19 protein-coding genes are annotated in these 18,527 nt (G+C 49.4%); 9 read left to right on the forward strand and 10 right to left on the reverse strand.

Annotated elements, in window-relative coordinates; translation table 11 throughout:
• Positions 1 to 153: 153 nt before the first annotated feature.
• The 6 genes from moaC to ACYVJQ_RS09980 are packed head-to-tail and all read left to right on the forward strand — an operon-like array spanning position 154 to position 4,628.
• Positions 154 to 636, forward strand: a complete 483-nt coding sequence (gene moaC, locus ACYVJQ_RS09955; RefSeq protein ID WP_460892922.1) for a cyclic pyranopterin monophosphate synthase MoaC — start codon at positions 154 to 156, stop codon at positions 634 to 636.
• Positions 620 to 1,222 (forward strand): NTP transferase domain-containing protein, encoded by a 603-nt coding sequence (locus tag ACYVJQ_RS09960; protein WP_460892923.1) that lies wholly within the window; start codon positions 620 to 622, stop codon positions 1,220 to 1,222. The genes moaC and ACYVJQ_RS09960 overlap by 17 nt, the downstream gene beginning before the upstream one ends.
• A complete protein-coding gene (locus ACYVJQ_RS09965; RefSeq protein ID WP_460892924.1) occupies positions 1,206 to 2,294 on the forward strand; it encodes a ThiF family adenylyltransferase in 1,089 nt (362 codons plus the stop codon). The genes ACYVJQ_RS09960 and ACYVJQ_RS09965 overlap by 17 nt, the downstream gene beginning before the upstream one ends.
• The gene (locus ACYVJQ_RS09970) at positions 2,288 to 3,052 is read left to right on the forward strand and encodes a sulfite exporter TauE/SafE family protein (protein ID WP_460892925.1); all 765 of its coding nucleotides are present in this window, start codon (positions 2,288 to 2,290) and stop codon (positions 3,050 to 3,052) included. Before ACYVJQ_RS09965 ends, ACYVJQ_RS09970 begins: the two co-directional genes overlap by 7 nt.
• Positions 3,053 to 3,062: 10 nt before the next feature.
• Positions 3,063 to 4,250: a molybdopterin molybdotransferase MoeA gene (locus ACYVJQ_RS09975; RefSeq protein WP_460892926.1), complete on the forward strand. Its 1,188-nt coding sequence runs from the start codon at positions 3,063 to 3,065 to the stop codon at positions 4,248 to 4,250.
• Positions 4,251 to 4,307: 57 nt separating this feature from the next.
• Positions 4,308 to 4,628, forward strand: coding sequence for a hypothetical protein (locus tag ACYVJQ_RS09980; RefSeq protein ID WP_460892927.1), 321 nt, complete (start codon positions 4,308 to 4,310; stop codon positions 4,626 to 4,628).
• Positions 4,629 to 4,777: 149 nt separating this feature from the next.
• Here ACYVJQ_RS09980 and ACYVJQ_RS09985 read toward each other — a convergent pair whose 3' ends face one another.
• From ACYVJQ_RS09985 to ACYVJQ_RS10000, 4 genes are all read right to left on the reverse strand, one after another.
• Positions 4,778 to 5,239 carry a DUF4268 domain-containing protein gene (locus ACYVJQ_RS09985; protein WP_460892928.1) on the reverse strand — a complete coding sequence of 154 codons (462 nt, stop codon included), beginning with the start codon at positions 5,237 to 5,239 and terminating at the stop codon, positions 4,778 to 4,780.
• Between the two features lie 356 nt (positions 5,240 to 5,595).
• A complete protein-coding gene (locus ACYVJQ_RS09990) occupies positions 5,596 to 6,582 on the reverse strand; it encodes an aldo/keto reductase (protein WP_460892929.1) in 987 nt (328 codons plus the stop codon).
• 69 nt (positions 6,583 to 6,651) lie between these two features.
• On the reverse strand, positions 6,652 to 7,548 hold the full coding sequence (locus ACYVJQ_RS09995) for an aldo/keto reductase (protein ID WP_460892930.1): 897 nt from the start codon (positions 7,546 to 7,548) through the stop codon (positions 6,652 to 6,654).
• Positions 7,549 to 7,783: 235 nt separating this feature from the next.
• A complete protein-coding gene (locus tag ACYVJQ_RS10000; RefSeq protein WP_460892931.1) occupies positions 7,784 to 8,446 on the reverse strand; it encodes a transmembrane-type terpene cyclase in 663 nt (220 codons plus the stop codon).
• A 268-nt stretch (positions 8,447 to 8,714) separates the two neighbouring features.
• On the opposite strand from ACYVJQ_RS10000, the gene ACYVJQ_RS10005 reads away from it, so the two are divergent.
• Both ACYVJQ_RS10005 and ACYVJQ_RS10010 read left to right on the forward strand, forming a co-directional pair.
• Complete coding sequence (locus ACYVJQ_RS10005; protein ID WP_460892932.1) at positions 8,715 to 9,632, forward strand: DUF5996 family protein; 918 nt, start codon at positions 8,715 to 8,717, stop codon at positions 9,630 to 9,632.
• A 162-nt stretch (positions 9,633 to 9,794) separates the two neighbouring features.
• Positions 9,795 to 11,213: an SDR family oxidoreductase gene (locus ACYVJQ_RS10010; protein ID WP_460892933.1), complete on the forward strand. Its 1,419-nt coding sequence runs from the start codon at positions 9,795 to 9,797 to the stop codon at positions 11,211 to 11,213.
• Positions 11,214 to 11,222: 9 nt separating this feature from the next.
• On the opposite strand, the gene ACYVJQ_RS10015 is transcribed toward ACYVJQ_RS10010, so the two are convergent.
• On the reverse strand, positions 11,223 to 11,975 hold the full coding sequence (locus ACYVJQ_RS10015; RefSeq protein ID WP_460892934.1) for a Mut7-C RNAse domain-containing protein: 753 nt from the start codon (positions 11,973 to 11,975) through the stop codon (positions 11,223 to 11,225).
• A 320-nt stretch (positions 11,976 to 12,295) separates the two neighbouring features.
• On the opposite strand from ACYVJQ_RS10015, the gene ACYVJQ_RS10020 reads away from it, so the two are divergent.
• On the forward strand, positions 12,296 to 13,168 hold the full coding sequence (locus tag ACYVJQ_RS10020) for an aldo/keto reductase (RefSeq protein WP_460892935.1): 873 nt from the start codon (positions 12,296 to 12,298) through the stop codon (positions 13,166 to 13,168).
• A 137-nt stretch (positions 13,169 to 13,305) separates the two neighbouring features.
• Here ACYVJQ_RS10020 and msrA read toward each other — a convergent pair whose 3' ends face one another.
• From msrA to ACYVJQ_RS10045, 5 genes are all read right to left on the reverse strand, one after another.
• Positions 13,306 to 13,860: a peptide-methionine (S)-S-oxide reductase MsrA gene (gene msrA, locus ACYVJQ_RS10025; protein ID WP_460892936.1), complete on the reverse strand. Its 555-nt coding sequence runs from the start codon at positions 13,858 to 13,860 to the stop codon at positions 13,306 to 13,308.
• A gap of 297 nt (positions 13,861 to 14,157) precedes the next feature.
• A complete protein-coding gene (locus ACYVJQ_RS10030) occupies positions 14,158 to 16,005 on the reverse strand; it encodes a serine hydrolase domain-containing protein (protein ID WP_460892937.1) in 1,848 nt (615 codons plus the stop codon).
• A 224-nt stretch (positions 16,006 to 16,229) separates the two neighbouring features.
• Entirely contained in the window at positions 16,230 to 16,889 is a 660-nt protein-coding gene (locus tag ACYVJQ_RS10035; protein WP_460892938.1) for a LuxR C-terminal-related transcriptional regulator, read from the reverse strand.
• A gap of 89 nt (positions 16,890 to 16,978) precedes the next feature.
• The gene (locus ACYVJQ_RS10040; protein WP_460892939.1) at positions 16,979 to 17,596 is read right to left on the reverse strand and encodes a pseudouridine synthase; all 618 of its coding nucleotides are present in this window, start codon (positions 17,594 to 17,596) and stop codon (positions 16,979 to 16,981) included.
• 223 nt (positions 17,597 to 17,819) lie between these two features.
• On the reverse strand, positions 17,820 to 18,491 hold the full coding sequence (locus tag ACYVJQ_RS10045; protein ID WP_460892940.1) for a LytR/AlgR family response regulator transcription factor: 672 nt from the start codon (positions 18,489 to 18,491) through the stop codon (positions 17,820 to 17,822).
• Between the last annotated feature and the right edge of the window lie 36 nt (positions 18,492 to 18,527).

Raw genomic sequence — 18,527 nt, forward strand, 5'->3', positions numbered from 1 at the left:
AATCACCCCCTTTTTGAGCCTGTTTTTAGGAAAAGGTGCTCAAAACAGAATTGACAAAACGCTTTTTAATAATAGATTAGCTACCCCTTTTTCGTTTTGGAGCTGTTTTTCAAAAACCAAGCTTAAAACGGAATTATACTCTACTTTCAAACAATGAGAATTTTATCCCATGTAGATGACCAGGGATTACCCGGCATGGTAGATGTTTCGGGCAAGGAAGCTACTACCAGAACAGCTGTGGCAGAGGCAACCGTGGTATTCCCCGAAGACGTTTTTAAAACCCTTCTGACGCAGGATTTCCTGACGAAGAAAGGATCAGTATTGCAGACTGCCATTATTGCCGGGGTGATGGCCGCCAAGAAAACCGCCGATATCATTCCTTTGTGCCATCCCCTGGCCCTTACCTCTTGCAAAGTTACCATTGAACCCGCTGGAGAATCTTCCTTACAAGTGGTTTGCCAGGTGCGCTGCGAAGGAAAAACCGGGGTAGAGATGGAAGCGTTGACGGGCGCCTCGGCGGCGGCGCTTTGCATTTATGACATGTGCAAAGCCCTAAACCACGACCTTAAAATTACCAACATTCATTTGCGGGAGAAAACCGGCGGAAAATCTGACTTCCATGCAAAGCAGTGCTAACTTGTTTGGTTTGGTCCTGAGCGGTGGCCAAAGCACCCGCATGGGGCAAGACAAAGGATTGTTGCATTACTACGGCCAAACCCAACGCTTGCATGCCTACCGCTTGTTGCAAAAGGTATGTTCCCGCGTCTTCCTGAGCCTTAGGCCTGGCCAGGAATCAGCCTTGGAAGCAAATATAGAATTCCTTCTTGACAACCAACCTTTCCGGGGACCTATCAACGGGATTTTAAGCGCCTTGCAGCAGCACCCCAATACCGCTTTCCTGGTAATGGCCTGTGATTTACCCTTAGTGATTGAAAGTACCGTTTTAAAGCTGGTTAGGGAACGAGACACCTCTTATCTAGCCACCGCTTATGCAGCGGAATGCTCCTCTTTGCCTGAACCCTTGTTGGCCATCTGGGAGCCAACCGCCTACTTGCCGGCCCTTGCGTTTGCCCAGGAGGGGAAATTCTGCCCCCGTAAATTCCTGCTGCAAAATCCCACCACATTGATCTACCCGGCCCAGCCTGACGAACTGTTTAACGCCAATCACCCAGGGGAATTCAGGTACGCCAAAAACCAACTTCGCCATGGAAACCAGGTATAGCCGTCAAATCCAGTTGCCCGGGTTTGGCCCGGAGGCGCAAAAGAAACTGCAGGAGAGCCGCGTGCTGGTGGTGGGCGCTGGAGGCCTGGGCGTTCCGGTGCTGCAGTATCTGGCCGGAATGGGCGTTGGCGTGCTAGGGCTGGTGGACGGGGATACTATCAGCCTGAGTAATTTACACCGGCAGGTTTTGTACGCTGAGTCTGAGGTAGGACACTTAAAAGTAGAGGTCGCGGCCCGAAAGCTTCGTCAACTCAATTCTTCAATCCAGATCTTACCTTACCCCGAGGCCCTTTCCCCGGCTAATGCCCTAGACATTATTCAGTCCTATGACTTGGTCATTGATGCCACAGACTCCTTTGAGGCCCGTTACCTGATCAATGATGCCTGCGTGATCCTGCACAAGCCTTTTGTGTATGGTGCCCTCCACCAGTTTGAAGGTCAGGTAAGCGTATTCAACTTGAACGGAGGCCCTACCTACCGTTGCCTTTACCCTACGCCGCCGTCCGGGCAAGAAATACCAGATTGCAATACCGGTGGCGTGCTTGGGGTGGTACCTGGCTTGATAGGCGCTCAGCAGGCTCTGGAGGCGGTCAAAGTAATCACGAGTACCGGGTCTTCACTTTCGGGGTATCTTTTGTTACTTGATTTCCTTAACCAAAGCCAGTATAGAGTTAAGCTTAAGGCCACCCCAGCAAATCTACATATCACTTCATTGCAACCCTCCTATTCCCTTGTTTCCAGCCCTCATTTTTCTGAGGTGCTTCCCCAGGAGCTATGGGCCTGGTTTGAAAACGGGCAGGATTTTCACTTAATAGATGTCCGGGAACACGAAGCCTTTAAGGCGGGCCACCTATCAGGTGCGCGACAGATGGCCCCTTCTGCATTAGAAAGTTTTTCTAGGTCCTTCAATCCTGATAAGCCCATTCTATTTTATTGCCAGAAAGGTATCCGCAGCCAAAAAGCAGCGGCGGCTCTTCTGGCCAGCCACCAAAGCTTAAAGGTCTACAGCCTGGCCGGTGGATTGGACTTGTGGCAACAAGTGCTCGGACAGAAAGGAATAACAACATGTTAGCGACATCGTACCCCACCCTTTTACTGGTCGTTAGCTTTTTTTTAGTGGCTACCCTGTATTCTTCGGTGGGTTTTGGTGGGGGCTCCAGTTACCTGGCTCTTTTGGCTTTGTTTCTCCCCAACTTCCTTGAAATTAAATCAATGGCCTTGCTGTGCAACCTGATGGTGGTTTCTGGGGGTAGCTACCTGTTCTACAAAGAAGGCCTCCTTAATTTTAAAAAGTTCTTTCCCATAGTCGTTTTAAGCATTCCGGCGGCTTTCTGGGGTGCTACCCTTACCCTCTCGCAGGCCTTATTTTTTATCAGTTTGGGCCTGGTGCTTTGCCTTTCAGGGGCTCTGTTGCTTTTCCAGTATTTTAAACCACCCGTGAATTCTACCCAGCCCCGAAAAACCTCAACAATCGTAGATATGGGATTGGGTGCCGCCACTGGTTTTGTTTCGGGATTGGTGGGAATTGGGGGCGGAATCTTGTTATCTCCTACCCTGCATCTGCTTAAGTGGGCCCAGCCCCGAACCATTGCCGCGCTGGCCTCTTTTTTCATTTTGGTCAATTCTGTGTCGGGTTTGCTAGGGCAAGTAGTGAGTGGCACCTTTCAGGTAGATGGCTGGTTATTGGGGCCTCTGCTTTTGGCAGTGTGGGTAGGCGGCCAGTTGGGAACCCGCTGGAATTTGAAACTCCTGCCGCCTCGCGCTATTAAAGGCCTGACGGGTATCTTTGTTCTGGTCATCGGCCTGAAACTGGTTCTTGATTTTAGTTAAGCCAAACCCTATGCTTTCTTTTGAAGAAGCCTTACAACGTGTGCTGCAACATCCTTTCCCGTTACAGGTTGAGACTGTTCCCCTGTTACAATCAGTAGGCCGAGTTTTGGCCCAGGAAGTATTGGCCGACCGTGACTTCCCGCCTTTTGACAGGGTCACCATGGATGGGATTGCTTTGCAAGCGGCAGAGGCTCAATCGGGAAGGAAGGTTTTCCCAGTGGAGGGTCTAGCCCCGGCGGGTTCCTCACCCCTTATGTTGAAGAGCAGCGACCATTGCCTGGAAGTCATGACCGGCGCGGTGCTTCCATTGGGCACGGATGCCGTGGTTCCGTTTGAGCAATGTCGCCTGGAAAATGGTGTGGCCACTATTTTAACGGAAACCGTTGTGCTTCGGCAAAACATCCATGCCAGGGGGATTGATTGTAGCGCGGGAGAAGTACTTTTAACTAAAGGGACCACCCTCACTCCCGCCCATGTGGGCGCCATTGCAACAGTGGGGTTAAGCCAGGTAGCTGTGTATAAACTGCCTATGGTGGCCATTTGTTCTACCGGCGATGAATTGGTAGACATTGACCAAACGCCTTTGCCGCACCAGATCAGGCGCTCAAATGCCTATATGTTGGCCGCCGCTTTGGGCCAGGAGAATATTCAGGCAAATCTTTTTCATTTGCCTGACCAACCGGAGGCCATTGCCAGGGAGTTAGCGCAAATTATAGCCACCCATGACGTCTTAATTTGCTCAGGTGCGGTTTCCAAAGGAAAATATGATTTCCTACCGCAAGTGCTGGCGGAGATGGGGCTCCAAAAAGTATTCCATGCCGTAGCCCAGAAGCCTGGCAAACCCCTACTATTTGGGACGTTACCCGGTAACAAAACGGTCTTTGGCCTGCCCGGAAACCCGGTATCCACGCTCGCTTGCTACCTACTATTTTTCAAGCCTTGGCTGCAAGCTTCCCTGCAACAATCACCAGCCCAACTTACAGCCCAACTACAAGAGGATGTTACATTCAAACCTGAGCTTACCTATCATCTGCCCGTAAACCTTTCTTACCAAGCCGGTAAGGTATTGGCTACCCCAGTTCACACCTCTGGTTCCGGGGATCTGACCAGTTTACTGAAATCCACAGCCCTGCTTACCTTGCCCGCTAATAAGGCATTTTTTGCCGCTGGCGAAGCGTATCCGGTCACCCTCTTTTAAAGAATCTACAAAAGGGAAACTATCGTAAGCTAGAATCACACCACCAGGTTAAACACTATGGAAAAACCAATCTGGAACCCAGAGCGCTACCGCGAGTTGAATGCTTATTTCAGGGTAAAAATACCCCAATTACTGGAAGCCGACCCTCATTTGCAGAAGCAGGTAGCACAGGGCAAAAGCCTGGAGCTAACCGAAATTGTGGAATGTATGACCCTCAATGACCAGGTGGCCTGGCAGGAATTCCTAGAATTAGACCAGATTAAAATGCACCAGGACCTTCAGAACCACTTGGAAGGGAAAGGCACGCCTCTGGATTCAAAGACCGGCTTTTACCGTACCCCAAAAGAAGACTCTGAGGAGGAACCTCCCTTGTGGTAAAAGCTTACAAGAAAATATAGAATAGCTTCTTTACCAGAATGCATTGAAAAGCCCTTCTGTTTTAAGCCCGTTTTCTCAAAAACAGGCTTAAAACAGAAGGGCTTTTCAAATTCTAACCCGGGCAGAAATTGCCGTGAATATGTAGCCAACTAGCGCAGGGAATCAAAACTGTATTGGGCATTGCTCCAGAACTCATCCAGGGCAATGATGCGGGGTTTGAAAAAGGATATGAGCGCGGGCCAGTCTTCGCGGTTAAAGATATTGACAGGGCTTATTTCCTTGTAAATACGGCTAATGGTTTCCCCAAATTCATTTGTAGAGTGGAGTTCCCATTCCCAAGTCTCCCCCAGAGTTTCGTGCAGGAAGAGCTTGAGCTCCTGAAACTGCTCAAAAAACAACTCTTGGATTTCCGGGTCTGGATGCGTCATTTCGATGCTGATGGAGGCGGTCTTTTTTTCGGCACGCATCCTGAAATAGACATGCTTGAGCCCCGTCTTGTAATTAGACCAATTGATTTTTAAACCGTCCGCCGACGGATGGGGAGCGATGTACTGCCCAAAGGTTGTCCAGAAGGCTTGTCTAAGCTGCGAGGCTTGTTCCCGGGTATACATAGAGTTCGTTTTTTTGGCTAGGCCTGGCTGTTGAAGTGCAAATTTCGGGAATTTACTAGGCAGTTGCTTCTTTCTGCTTTCAGCTGGGTTGTCACGTGGTTTTGAACATTTTTGCCTAGCCTGCTACTTAAACCGGGCGAATGCCGGAATAAATACGGTATTTTCAAAAATATACGGAAATACCTATTTATGAGTATTCCGGAAGACCAGAAAAGATAATTACTTTGTCAGCAGATGGAAGTTGTTATAACTTCTATTACAGGGTTTTTATGTTTGTTTGAAAAGGGGGCATCGGGGGACGCCCCCTTTTTACTTTTTAACCCTTCTGCTTTTACTTCCGCATCCTCTAAAAGGCCCTACCAGGCCGCGTGCACAGAAGGCCTAAGATATTGGTCATAAATATTTTTCACTCCTTCCATTTGGGCTTGGCTTAAGGCCGGTAGATTGGCCGCTTGTATATTGGAGCGCACCTGTTCTGGCCTGGAGGCACCCGGAATAACCGTGCTCACCTCTGGGAACATAAGTACCCACCTAAGCGCCCACGCCGCCAAAGAAGGTTCACCCGGGAACAGTTTCTTCAGTTCTTCCACCGCCGCTAGTCCCTGCTCATAGTCTACGCCTGAGAAAGTCTCCCCTTTGTCAAAAGCTTCGCCGTTGCGGTTGAAGGACCGGTGGTCTTCTGGGTGAAAAGTAGAGTTGCCAGACAGTTTTCCGGTCAACAGGCCGCTGGCCAAAGGTACGCGGGCAATCAGGCCTATTTCGTTTTCCTGGGCCACCTTAAATAATTGCTCTGCGGGTTTAAGCCGGAACATATTAAAAATTACCTGTACGGTAGTCACGTTGGGGTATTTCATGGCCATCAGGGCCTCATCTACCAACTCTACACTCACCCCCAGGTTTCTTATTTTTCCTTGTTCTTTCAGTTTCTCAAAAGCTTCAAAGATCTCGGGCCGGGAATACACCTCTGTAGGTGGGCAATGGAGTTGCACCAAATCAAGGGTTTCCAGTTTCATGTTTTGGAGGCTTTCCTCCACGTAGCCCACCAGCCGCTCTGGGGTATAGCCTTCGGCGGTATGGGGCTGAATCTGCCGGCCGCATTTTGTGGCCAGGAACACTTCTTCAGAGCGGGTCTTCACTACGCGGGCTACGGCGGCCTCGCTTTGCCCATCGCTGTACACATCGGCGGTGTCAATGAAATTCACGCCGGCATCTATAGCCGCATGAATAATTTCTTCGGCTTTTTTTTCATTGAAGGGCTCGCCCCAGCCCCCGCCAACCTGCCAGGTGCCCAAGGATATTTCAGAGACGTTAAATCCGGTTTTGCCCAGTTTTCTATAGTTCATGTTTGTAGCGTATTGAAGGAGAATCCTTTTTGCGTTTACCTTAAAAGGAAGGAAAAGGATAAAACAAATTTAGCGGTGTTGTTCATATACTATCCTGGGCACTGCCTGTTGCAGCAAAGATATCTGGTCTTTGGTTAAGTCAAGCGCCTCCGTGGCCGCCAGGGCCTGGTTGAGTTGCGCCTCGGTGCGGAGGCCCAGGACTGCCGTGGCCACGGCTGGAGCCTGTAGCACGTACCGCACGGTCACCCCGGTAGAACTAGGATTGCCTCCGGCTACTTCTTTAACGGCTTCCGCAGCGCGGCTTACCTCTTCCATTGAATGACCCAAGTACGGTTTTGGGGCTTTGCCTAATAGCAGGCCCTGGGCCAAAGCTCCGCGAGCCAGGACACTAATATTTTGCTGGGCCAGCAACTCCAGAACCTGTTCTTCAGGTCGGCGGTCCTGCAGGCTGTACTGCATCATGACACTTACCAAGTGAGAGCGCTTTACGTATTCCCGTATCACGTTAGGCCTGATGGAGGAAATGCCGTAGTGCCTGATCTTGCCTTGCTCTTTCAAAAGCTCGAAAGCCTCAATGATTTCCTCTATGGGATCTTCCAGGGTGCCTCCGTGTAGCTGATAAAGATCCAGGTAGGAGGTTTGCAGGCGCTGAAGGCTTTTCTCCACCGCTTTCAGAATATAGGCTTTTGAAGGTGTCCAATCCCACCCGCTACCATCGGGGCGCCATTGATTGCCTACCTTGGTGGCCAGGATCACCTGGTCGCGTTTTCCTTTGAAAGCCTTGCCCAGCACTTCCTCGTTTCTGCCCTGTTCATACAGATCGGCGGTGTCAAAGAAATTGATGCCGCCCGCCTGCGCTCGGTGCAATAACCTGGTTTGCTCCTTTTCCTCCCCTTGCAGTGACATGCAGCCAAAACTTACCTCACTCACCGCCAAATCAGATTTCCCAAGGGGCTTATAATTCATATTCTTATTTGCTGACTGTTGCTCGTTCCTATTGGCCAAATATACGGGTAAACCCATTGAGCGGTAAGACAATAAAATCCTGGGCCTTTATCTAATCCTTTCTTTCGCAGTGAAGTAGCTTAGGTAATCTAGTCAGGCTTAGTTGTTCTTTATGCTGTTTTAAGGCTGATTTCTGAAAAACGGGCTTAAAACAGAAACTTGCTTTAAAAGCATAAAGCATAGAAAAGGATTTGTGTTACACGATAGCGCTAGTGGGCTGCCCTTTAGATTTAAATTTGAAATAGAGCAGCAGAAAATACACCAGGTCCAGAATAAATATACCGCAGTAAAGTAAGAGCAATAAGTATGAATTGGGAAAATACAGGTAGAAGAGAAAAGAAGGGAAAAGCGTACCTACCATTTTGCATACCGCAATAGATAGGCTCTGCCCTGCGGTGCTGTTCCGCTTCAGAAACATCCGGATGAAAAGCACAGACATCATCAGGTTTTGGGCGAAAGCAGCGTAGATACCAATGTAGTCATTGAACTCGCGGGCCATTAACAGAATGGTGAGCGCACAAAAAACCAGGGTGAAGCCAAACGTGGCATAGAAAAGAGGTCGCGGCAGGTGCTTGGGAAATTCGTGTTGTCCGTACCACAAATACTGCCCCAAAATGCCGATATCAAAGAGTAGCCAGAGATAATCTATGTACAGTTGGGGCTTGGGGTGCGGAAACACGAAGGCAAAAATAAACTCCCAGGCCAGGTTGGCGCACAAGGCCACCATGGGCATGCCATAAAGTTTGTCTAAATATCCGCGGCGCAGGATAAGGATATACGTGATGGTCCAGAAGATGCCGCTGCCTATTTGCAGGAACGCTCCCAGGGTTGGATCAATATGGACTGGATTCTGTAACATGCTTCTTCCAAACAGGCCAATGGTTGCATTGTTTAGTGGACAGGCCCGCTTTTGGTTGCCCCTTCTTCGCGTTGTAATCAGCCTATTTCTAAATGTAGAAAGCCGGGGAATTAAGAATTCTGTTTTAAGGTCGTTTTTCTAAAAACAGGCTTAAAACGGTTCTGCCCTTTTTTAAGGATTTGTACGTAAATGAAATTAGTGACCGCATACCTCTTTTCGGCGGGTATTTCCCTAGTGCTAATTGATTTACCACCAAAACCTTACCACTATGCCTTCTACCTGGCCTACGCTTTCTTATGAAAAGGGACATGAAACCTATGAAACCCTGCACCTATGGGCCCAGATAGCGGGGAAAATCAAACTTTCCAAAATGCCCTGGATTAACCATTCCTGGCACGTCACGCTCAGGGTGACGCCTTACGGTTTCACAACTGAAGCCCTCCCAGAAAAAGACTTTACGTTCCAGCTGGACTTTGATTTCATTCAGCATCAGTTCCTGGTGAAAACAAGCGGAGGGGAAACCCGGTCCTTTGCCCTGGAAGGGTTATCAGTGGCAGGCTTTTACCGGAAAGTAAAGTCATTGCTCCAAGACCTGAAGATTAATTGCCAGATCAATACCATGCCCAATGAGTTGGAAAACCCTATCCCGTTTGAGCAGGATGAAACCCATCATACCTACCAACCCCAGCAGGCCGCAACGGTCCACCAAGCCTTTCTGAAGGCTCAGGAAATACTAACAGATTTCAGGGCGGGGTTCAGCGGAAAATGTAGTCCGGTCCATCTGTTTTGGGGAAGCTTTGATTTGGCCGTTTCCAGGTTTTCGGGGAGAAGAGCCCCCTTGCACCCGGGTGGCGTACCCCACCTACCTGACAAGGTAGCCCAGGAAGCCTATTCGCATGAAGTGTACAGTTGTGGTTTCTGGCCGGGTAACGCTTCTTTCCCACAGGCGGCTTTTTACAGCTACATTTACCCAGAGCCAGAAGGGTTTGCGGCTGCGGCCATAAAACCAGAAGGCGCCTATTATGAACAAAACCTAAAAGAATTTATTTTACCCTACCAGCTAGTACAGGAGGCATCTGACCCCAAAGCCGTGTTACTTGATTTTCTGAATAACACCTATGAAGCCGCCGCACAGCTGGCCCACTGGAACCGCGAGGAACTGGAGTTTACCTTTGACCCCAATTGAGGATGGACTTGCCTCGCGACTTTCCTTTCAAGCCAAACTAGTCTCCTTGCAATTCCAACCAGCCCAAAACAATCTTTGCCGGGGGAAGTTATTTCTACAGAGTGGCTCCTGCCTTGAAGAAGAAGACATGAAGAGGCGTGCTCTTTTGGTTACTATAGAAACATGAAGATTTTACTAACCGGCACTACCGGGTATATAGGGCAAAGTTTACTTCCGGCTTTACTTAAAGAAGGGCATGAGGTGATCTGCTGCGTGCGCGATAAAAACCGGTTTGACCTAAGCAAGTTCCCCCAGGCGAACATGCAGGTAATAGAAGTAGATTTTCTGGACCAAAGCACGCTAGACGCTATTCCCAATGATATTGAGGCTGCCTATTACCTCATCCATTCCATGGCGGCGCAAAACCTGGATTTCCAGCAATTGGAAGAAACCACCGTCCTACATTTTAAAGAAAGGATTCAGCAAACCTCCGCACGGCAGGTCATCTATTTGAGTGGCATTGTCAATGACCAGCACCTTTCCAAGCACCTGAAGTCCCGCAAGAAGGTGGAGGAAATCCTAAGTTCAGGCTCATTTCACCTGACCACGCTACGGGCGGGCATCATACTGGGCTCGGGCAGCGCCTCCTTTGAGATCATGCGCGACCTGGTGGAGAAACTACCGGTAATGATTGCGCCTAAGTGGCTCAATACTAAGTCGCAGCCCATTGCCATTAGAAATGTGATTGAGTATTTGGTGGGTGTTTTGGGTCGCGAAGAGGTGTATGATCAAAGTTATGACATTGGAGGCCCAGATATCATGACCTACAAAGAAATGCTGCTGGGTTTTGCCCGCGTCCGGAACCTGAAGCGGAAGATTATCACGGTGCCGGTCATGACCCCTAAGCTCTCCTCCTATTGGCTTTATTTTGTCACCTCTGTCTCCTACCCGCTGGCTTCCAACCTGGTAAAAAGTATGCGCGTGGAGGTAATCTGCAAAAAGAATAATCTGCAGCAATTGCTCAATATTACGTTATTACCCTTTGCCACCGCCATTACCCTGGCTTTTGACAAAATCCAGAACGAAGGGGTGATTGCCAGTTGGAAAGATGCCCTCTCTACCCGGGTGCTGCATGGCGGAATTCCTAAACTACTGGCGGTGCCCACCTTTGGGTGCTTCACAGACAAACGACTGGCCCCGGTAAAAGACGTAGACAAAGCGCTTCTAAAAATCTGGTCTATTGGCGGGGACACCGGCTGGTATTACGCAGACTGGCTTTGGGAAATACGGGGTTTCCTGGACAAACTGGTGGGAGGCGTGGGCTTGCGAAGAGGCAGGAAAAACAGCACCAAAATTCACGCCGGCGAGTCTCTTGACTTCTGGCGGGTGCTCTATGCCAATAAAGAAGAAAAGGTGCTGCTACTGTACGCAGAGATGAAACTTCCCGGCGAAGCCTGGCTGGAATTTAAGATTAAAGACGCTACCCTTTTCCAAACCGCCACCTTTCGTCCCTTGGGAGTATGGGGCCGGTTGTATTGGTATGCGGTACTTCCTTTTCATGGGTTTATCTTTAAGAACATGCTGAAAGAGTTGGCCTCTTAACCTACTGTCTTATAGTATATTATCCTGAGATAGGCTTGAAATGAAACGCTGCATCTTCTCGTAATGGGAGCCTAGCCAGTACACGCGCTGGCAGGTTTCGCATTGGTAAAACTGATCATAGAAATGTCTAGTTTTGGGCGGCAGCAGAGAAAGCACCTGCTCCTTAGGTACTTCTGCGATAACCCCGTTGCAGACCATGCATCTGGTAAAAGGGATTACCTGATCAAAACAACCATACCTCGTCAAAACTTCCCGTACCTGTTCTTGCCAATTCTGTGACCGGAGCCAGTAACCCCAGATGACGCTTTTCTGTTTGAGCAATCCCACATCACGGGTCAAGATAACCCGATTTTCCAGCATGCCTTTTCGGGCAATCTCCTGGTCATTGGCTTCTGGGTCTAAGTGGGCGTCAAAACCCAGGAGCCTGAGGTACCGCGCCAGCTTGCCCAAGTGCACATCTAGCACAAACCTCAGGGGTCTGGGAGCCGCCAGTTGTAAAGGTGGCAGGGTCTTTCCTTCTGTTTCGGGTTGAACCGGGAATACCTCTATTTGAGCAGCACCCACCACTAGAAATGAAAAAGACACTTGGGCACCGTTGATCAAAACCTGGCCCACCTCCGGGTGCGGAACCCCTTGAGCTTCTATTAAGTCTTTCACGGAAGGCGTTCTGCTTTCTAAAAAAGATATCCCTGGGCCACGTTTCGCCTTTGGCAAAAAATCACCTAGGCCACCGTAAAATAGAAGGGTTATCTGTTTCTCCATGGAAGGGGTTTGGGCCACACTCAATAAAGCCTCAAAGTTTTTACTTCCTTCTGTGGGCCCAGGGTTCCAAAAACTTTAATAAACACAAAACCCATTTGCCAGCTACTAGCCTTCTCTCCTAAAACAGCCGGCCTAAAGAAAATTCTAAGCTTCTCGCACAGTCAATCCAATTTTTGGAAAGGTTCTTTCTGCTTATCCTTTCTACTAAGAAATTTTACTTTCCTGAAAGATACCAGCTCCAGTAAAAGCGTAGACTACCATACTGCCAAGGATTGCGTACACTTGTGGATACCTAATTACCGAATTTTTTCAGGAAATATATGAGCGAGAAATCAAGCATTGCCTCTACCTTTTTGCTAGGCGGAGAATTTAACATTAACCGCATGGGGTACGGTGCCATGCGCATCACCGGCGAGGGCATTTGGGGACCTCCCAAAGACAAGGAGGAATCTCTGCGGGTGTTGAAACGGGCCCTGGAACTTGGCATCAATTTTATAGACACGGCAGATTCTTACGGCCCCAATGTCTCAGAAGAACTGATTGCCGAGGCCTTGTACCCTTACCCCAAAGACCTGGTTATTGGCACCAAAGGCGGGCTCCTTCGCACGGGTCCCAACCAGTGGCCCATCAATTCCTCACCTGAGCATTTAAAGGAAGCTTTGAAGGGCAGCCTGGAGCGCCTAAAGCTAGATTCAATAGATTTGTACCAGTTACACCGCGTAGACCCCGAAGTGCCTTTCGCCAAAACCCTGGAGTTTTTGCAAGGCGCCCAGGAAGAGGGTTTGATTAAGCACGTGGGCCTTTCAGAGGTGACGGTAGAGCAGATTCAACAGGCGCAGGAATACGTGAAAATAGTGTCGGTGCAGAACATGTACAGCGTTGACAACCGCAAATGGGAGGCGGAACTTACCTTCTGTGAAGAAAATGACATGGCCTTTATTCCGTGGTATCCCCTGGCCGGCGGAAACCAGCAGGCCCTGGAAAAACTGAAATCCATTGGCGACAAACACCAAGCCACGGTGCAGCAAGTAGCCCTGGCCTGGCTATTGCACCGCTCACCCAACATTCTGCTTATACCGGGTACCTCCAAGGTAAAACACCTGGAAGAGAACTACCGGGCCTTGTCCATTTCTTTGTCTGAGGAAGACTTCACGACCCTAGATAAATTAGGTTCTGCCGGAATCTCTGGGTAACCAAAGTCTTTTGTGGGCATTAAAAAAGGGAGGCGCTTTTTGAAAGCGCCTCCCTTTTTTATAGTCAGATTCTATGGGTTAGAGCCTCTGTTTTAAGGCTGTTTTTTGAAAAACGGGCTCAAAACTCGCCTTGGGATTCAGGAAGGTTTCCAGTGCCGTTCCAGGAATCCGGCCCGGCCAGAACCTACGTGGTACCGGTTATAATGCGAAGGGTTCTTTTTGTAATAGTCCTGGTGGTATTCCTCGGCGCGGTAAAAAGGCATGGCGGGCAAGATGGGCGTCACAATGGGTTCATCAAAAGGTCCCTTTTGCTGCATTTCTTCTTTTGAGGTTTCGGCTTGCTCTTTTTGTTTTTCTGAATGATAGAAGATGGCCGTTTTATAGGAAGAGCCCCGGTCGCCAAACTGACCGCCGGCATCAGTTGGGTCAATGGACTGCCAGAAAATATCCAGGATCTGGGGGTAGGAAATAACTGATGGGTCAAACGTTACCTGCACGGCCTCATAATGGCCGGTGGTTTCTGAGCACACCTGTTCATAGGTTGGGTTAGGGACATGGCCGCCGGTGTACCCAGAAACGACCTCTAGTACACCTTCATATTTATGGAATGGTTTTACCATGCACCAAAAGCAACCGCCCGCAAAGGTGGCTACTTCATAGGTTTTCATTTCTTTGGGGATCTCATCTGTCATGGCAGAGGGTTGTTTTCAATAAGTTCGGTATTGTTAGAGTTTAACTCAATTTACATGCTTTTGTTTCCGAGGTGAGTAAACGACTACTCCTTGGTTTGGGGTGGTTTTGTCAAAAACAGGCTCAAAACGGACCAGGCTTTTCCTGATCAGGAATGGGCCCTCCTCTTATGTACGGTGGCAGGTAAGTTGTGGCGTTTTTCTGAGATACTTCTAAAACGCCGTTTGTTTAGTCCTTGACCTTTGCCTGTTAAGAGCAAAAAAAACCTTTGGCTTAAGAGGCCAAAGGTTTTTTTAAGTCTATTGGGAAACAGAAGCGGGGTTCCCTTTTTTAATGGCGGCATAAATGGCATCCTGGATGCGGGGCCTTATATTAAGCGACAACAGCTTATTGGATACTTTGGGGTACACCCGGTTGCTCAGGAAAATGTACACCAAATTCTGAGCTGGGTCTACCCATACGCAGGTGCCGGTGTAACCGGTATGGCCGTAGGTAGCCGGCGAAGCCAGTTTAGAAGGGTATCCTTTGGAGCTGTCCGGATCCCAGCGGTCAAAACCTAGTCCCCGGCGGCTCACCCCAGATTGTTTGGCCGTAAACAAATCTACGGTGGAGGGTTTGAAATACTCTTTTCCTCCATACGTGCCGCGGTTCAGCATCATTTGGTATAGAATAGCCATGTCATTAGCGGTAGAGAATAATCCGGCATGACCAGAGACTCCACCCAGGCGGGCCGCCCCCCCGTCATGCACATACCCCTGCAACAGTGTCTTCCGGAAATAGGTATCATCTTCCGTGGGTACAATGCGGTCTTTCTGGAAGCGCTGTAACGGTAAAAATCCTGCCGTTTGCATACCCAACGGGCGGTAAAGGTGTTCCATCACAAAGGCATCTAACGGCTCTTCAGACTGGCGCTCCACTACTTCCTTAATCAGGTACATGGTAATGTCTGAATACACGTATTTGCCGGGCGTAGCCATTTTGGCGTTGAGCATGCGCGGCCACATCACCTCCTTATAATAATCTTTGCGCAGGAAAAAGCTGTCGGCGGCCTGTACGGTGTAGTAATCTGAAGGTGTTCTCTGTGCGTCTTTGGCAGACACCGGCAAATTAACGCCGGCCGGTAAACCCGATTGGTGCAGCAGAATATCCTTTAGGGTTAGATTGGCTTTGCTGGTGTTTCTGGCAGATGGAATATAGGAGCCCAGCGTTCCGGTCAAGTTCACCTTTTTCTGGTCATACAGTTGCATCACGGCCATGGTGGTGGCAGATACCTTGGTCACTGAGGCTAGGTCAAAAATATCGGTGATCTGGGTAGGGCGGCTGTTGTCATACGTATGCGACCCGTAGGCTTTGTTGAAGATCACTTTCCCGTCTTTCACCACCATTACCACGGCGCCGGGAGTAGCCTGCTGTTGGATGGCCTCAGCTACAATGGCGTCTATGGGTTGTTCCAGGTCTTGGGCATTAATGCCAACCTCTTCTGGAATGCTGTATTTCAGGCGGGTAGCGCTGGTAGTAAACCCGGCTCCTTTCTGGTAATTAGCAGAATAGGTCTTGTCCAATTTCCCAGTCACGGGCACCCCTCCAAAAATAGCCTGGGCGGCAAACTGAGCGGTTACGGGGCTTTCCTTTTCGGCCCAAATGATAGGGGCTGTAAAACCTTCAGCTTGTGCCAAACCCGTTCTTGCACCATACACAGACAACACCAATTGCTTGGTTTGCTGCAGTTGCTCCAAAAACGCCCTTTTTACCTGGTCTTGCAGGGCAGACTCAGGCAGTTGCACCAAAATGGTATGGTAAAACTTTAACTCGTCCTGCAGGCGGTTGAATAGAGAATCATTGTCAAAACCTGCCGCCGAAAAAGAGGTGACAGCGGCGTACTTATTGAGCAGGCTATCAAACTGGACAGCGTAGGTGGTGCCCAGGTTAACGGAGGCTATTTTCTGTGATAAATCCTGAAGAGGTAAAAAGCCTTTTTTGTTGTTGAGCAGTACGGTGGTCTTGGCTGCCTCTTGGTGCTGCTGCAGCCAGGTAAGGTTTTTCTTGCGGGTACTTTCTTCCACGGGGCGCCCGGCAAACGCTATCAAAACAATCAGGGCCAGCGTAAAATACTGAAGGAAAGTTAATTTAGGGGAAAAACGGCGCATAGGTCAGCAAAATATGATGGGGCAATACTATTGATATGGAAGGAGATGCAAAACACATGCCCCTTTCACAGGTTAAAGAAAATTTGCCCAGGTTTTTGGTGATGAATGGGTAAGCCTCTTTCTGCCTTTAAGATACTGGAAAAATTAGGTTGGCCGGAAGCGCATGCTCAGGTTTATTTCTGGATGGGTTGCCCCGCGAGCAATAGGCCAGCAACTGCAGGAGGTTACCCCAAGCCAGCTTCTTTGCCCAGGACCACCAGGTCTGCCACATTTGAGGTGCCCAGACTGGCCTGGATGTTTCTACGGTGGGTATTGACTGTATGTACGCTCAGGAAAAGCTGATCAGCTATGGCTTGGGAACTCAGGCCCTTGCAAACCAGGTTCAGGATTTCCCTTTCACGCTTGCTTAGGCGGTTAATGAGCAACTGGTTTTTCTGGGCCAGGTTCTCGCGCAGAGCCTCAATCAATTGCTTTTCTGTGTTTACGCGGGGGCTCATGTCTACATCCACGCAGAGGATAGACTTTATCTGCCCTTCCTCATTGTGGCAAAATGCTTTGGCCCAGCCCATGAACCACTTATAGGCTTCCTGGTCTTTGTGTTTGGCCCTGAACATCCCCCCGTATTCGGCGCCCGTATATTCCTGGTAATGTGTAACACTGTCCTTAGGAATATTCAGGTCCTCGGGGTGCACTATGCGGCGCATGTATTCCATGGTGCCCATAGCTTTTATCTCGGCCAGGGAATAGCCCAGTGACTGCTCGTTGGTTTTATTACACCACAACACTCCCTCCTCAAAATCTGACAGATAGATATTGGCAGGAACCTCCTGGACCACCCTTTCCAGAAAATCATATTTTTTCTGTAAGGCCTCCAACTTCTTCAAAAGCTCTTCTTTTCCTAAGTCCTTGTTTGGCATTCCCTCTATTAAAAGTAAAATATAGGCAGGTTAATGGATTTAATGACAATTGCCCGTTAAAGATAGGCAAGAGTATCTTCACTTTCCACCCCTGACAAGGCAAATGTGCTTACTTCTTTTACTTCGCCGGGCGCCATTTGTCCTAAATGAAGGTCCCCTATCCGTACCCTGATTAGCCGAAGCGTAGGAAAGCCCACCGCGGCGGTCATTTTTCTTACCTGGCGGTTTTTGCCTTCGGTGAGGGTAATGGAAACCCAGCTGGTAGGGCCGTGCCGGTCATCGCGCACGCGCCTTGACCGCTCCGGAAAGCCGGGCGCCTGGTCTAACCGAAATGCTTTGCAGGGAAGGGTAAGATAAGGTAGTTTCTCGTGCGCTATCTCAATCCCGCCGGCCTGCAGCCGGGCCAGGGCCTCTGGGGTTATCAAGCCGTCTACCTGCGCGTAATATTCTTTTTCCACCTTTCGGCCGCGCACGTACTCGCTCATTTTACCGTTTGTGGTGAGTAATAGTAAACCTTCACTGTCCTGGTCCAGGCGGCCAATGGCCATGGTACCCACCGGAAACTCATATAGGGTGCCCAACAGGTGTTTGTTCTTGGGGTTGCCTATAAACTGACTTAGATAGCCAAACGGTTTGTGCAGAATAAAATGACGGTGCTGGCGCTCAGGCTCCATGAAGGGGTTTTACTGTTTTGGCCCTAATTTCCGGAAAATGGCTTTAAAACGGAAACCCCAGGGTAGAAAGAGACCTCTTTCTCAGAATAATTACTGTAGAAGAAAGGGAAATGAGGACTAAAAGAATGGCTTTTCTGTTTCCTGCCCGTTTTTATAAAAACTGGGCCAAACCAGAAAAGCCAGGCGGCTGATTTACAGAAAGGCTAGCAAACTAGTCCACTTTCTACCATTGCAGCGACTGCATGTACGAGGCACCCACCGGAACTTCTCTGCCCTGGATGCTTACCTGGTGCCGCTCTATTTTCTCTATCTTGTCTTTGGCCACCAGGTAGGACCTATGCACGCGGGTAAACTTGTCCGGCGGAAGCAGTTCCTCCACCTCTCCCATGGTCATGCGGGTGAGTAGCTTTCTATCCTGTAAAACAAAGGTTATGTAGTTGCCGGCCGCTTCCAGAAACAAGATCTCTTCAAAGTGTACCTTTATCTGTTCATAGCCGGTTTTGATAAAAACGAAGTCTTTTGCGGGTGCTCCCTTCGCCCTTAACTGCAGGAGTTCCAGGGCCTTGTTGCAGGCTTTCACAAAGCGGGCTAGGGAAAATGGCTTGAGGAGATAATCTATGGCGTCTAATTCAAAACTGGTAACGGCATGCTCAGAATAGGCCGTGGTGAAAATGACCATTGGCTTTTGCGGCAGGCTGGCCACCAACTCAAGACCCGTGATGTCTGGCATCTTTATATCCAGGAAAAGCAGGTCTACGGGGTTGCGCTGCAGGTAATCCAGGGCCTGAAAGGCGTCTGTAAAACACGCCTCCAGCTTCAGGTAGGGCACCTTCCCGGACAGGGCCTTTACCACTTCCAGGGCCATGGGTTCATCGTCTAGGGCAATTGCTCGCATGCGGTCCGCTATTCTTTCTCTTCTCCTTGGTTTTCT

The sequence above is a fragment of the Rufibacter soli genome, assembly GCF_054781795.1.

Coding starts and splice junctions, on each gene's coding strand:
- moaC (WP_460892922.1), top strand. CDS start 154: ATGAGAATTTTATCCCATGTAGATGACCAGGGATTACCCGGCATGGTA.
- ACYVJQ_RS09980 (WP_460892927.1), top strand. CDS start 4,308: ATGGAAAAACCAATCTGGAACCCAGAGCGCTACCGCGAGTTGAATGCT.
- ACYVJQ_RS10040 (WP_460892939.1), bottom strand. CDS start 17,596: ATGGAGCCTGAGCGCCAGCACCGTCATTTTATTCTGCACAAACCGTTT.
- ACYVJQ_RS09970 (WP_460892925.1), top strand. CDS start 2,288: ATGTTAGCGACATCGTACCCCACCCTTTTACTGGTCGTTAGCTTTTTT.
- ACYVJQ_RS10000 (WP_460892931.1), bottom strand. CDS start 8,446: ATGTTACAGAATCCAGTCCATATTGATCCAACCCTGGGAGCGTTCCTG.
- ACYVJQ_RS10015 (WP_460892934.1), bottom strand. CDS start 11,975: ATGGAGAAACAGATAACCCTTCTATTTTACGGTGGCCTAGGTGATTTT.
- msrA (WP_460892936.1), bottom strand. CDS start 13,860: ATGACAGATGAGATCCCCAAAGAAATGAAAACCTATGAAGTAGCCACC.
- ACYVJQ_RS09960 (WP_460892923.1), top strand. CDS start 620: ATGCAAAGCAGTGCTAACTTGTTTGGTTTGGTCCTGAGCGGTGGCCAA.
- ACYVJQ_RS09990 (WP_460892929.1), bottom strand. CDS start 6,582: ATGAACTATAGAAAACTGGGCAAAACCGGATTTAACGTCTCTGAAATA.
- ACYVJQ_RS10005 (WP_460892932.1), top strand. CDS start 8,715: ATGCCTTCTACCTGGCCTACGCTTTCTTATGAAAAGGGACATGAAACC.
- ACYVJQ_RS09975 (WP_460892926.1), top strand. CDS start 3,063: ATGCTTTCTTTTGAAGAAGCCTTACAACGTGTGCTGCAACATCCTTTC.
- ACYVJQ_RS10045 (WP_460892940.1), bottom strand. CDS start 18,491: ATGCGAGCAATTGCCCTAGACGATGAACCCATGGCCCTGGAAGTGGTA.
- ACYVJQ_RS10030 (WP_460892937.1), bottom strand. CDS start 16,005: ATGCGCCGTTTTTCCCCTAAATTAACTTTCCTTCAGTATTTTACGCTG.
- ACYVJQ_RS10010 (WP_460892933.1), top strand. CDS start 9,795: ATGAAGATTTTACTAACCGGCACTACCGGGTATATAGGGCAAAGTTTA.
- ACYVJQ_RS09965 (WP_460892924.1), top strand. CDS start 1,206: ATGGAAACCAGGTATAGCCGTCAAATCCAGTTGCCCGGGTTTGGCCCG.
- ACYVJQ_RS10020 (WP_460892935.1), top strand. CDS start 12,296: ATGAGCGAGAAATCAAGCATTGCCTCTACCTTTTTGCTAGGCGGAGAA.
- ACYVJQ_RS09985 (WP_460892928.1), bottom strand. CDS start 5,239: ATGTATACCCGGGAACAAGCCTCGCAGCTTAGACAAGCCTTCTGGACA.
- ACYVJQ_RS09995 (WP_460892930.1), bottom strand. CDS start 7,548: ATGAATTATAAGCCCCTTGGGAAATCTGATTTGGCGGTGAGTGAGGTA.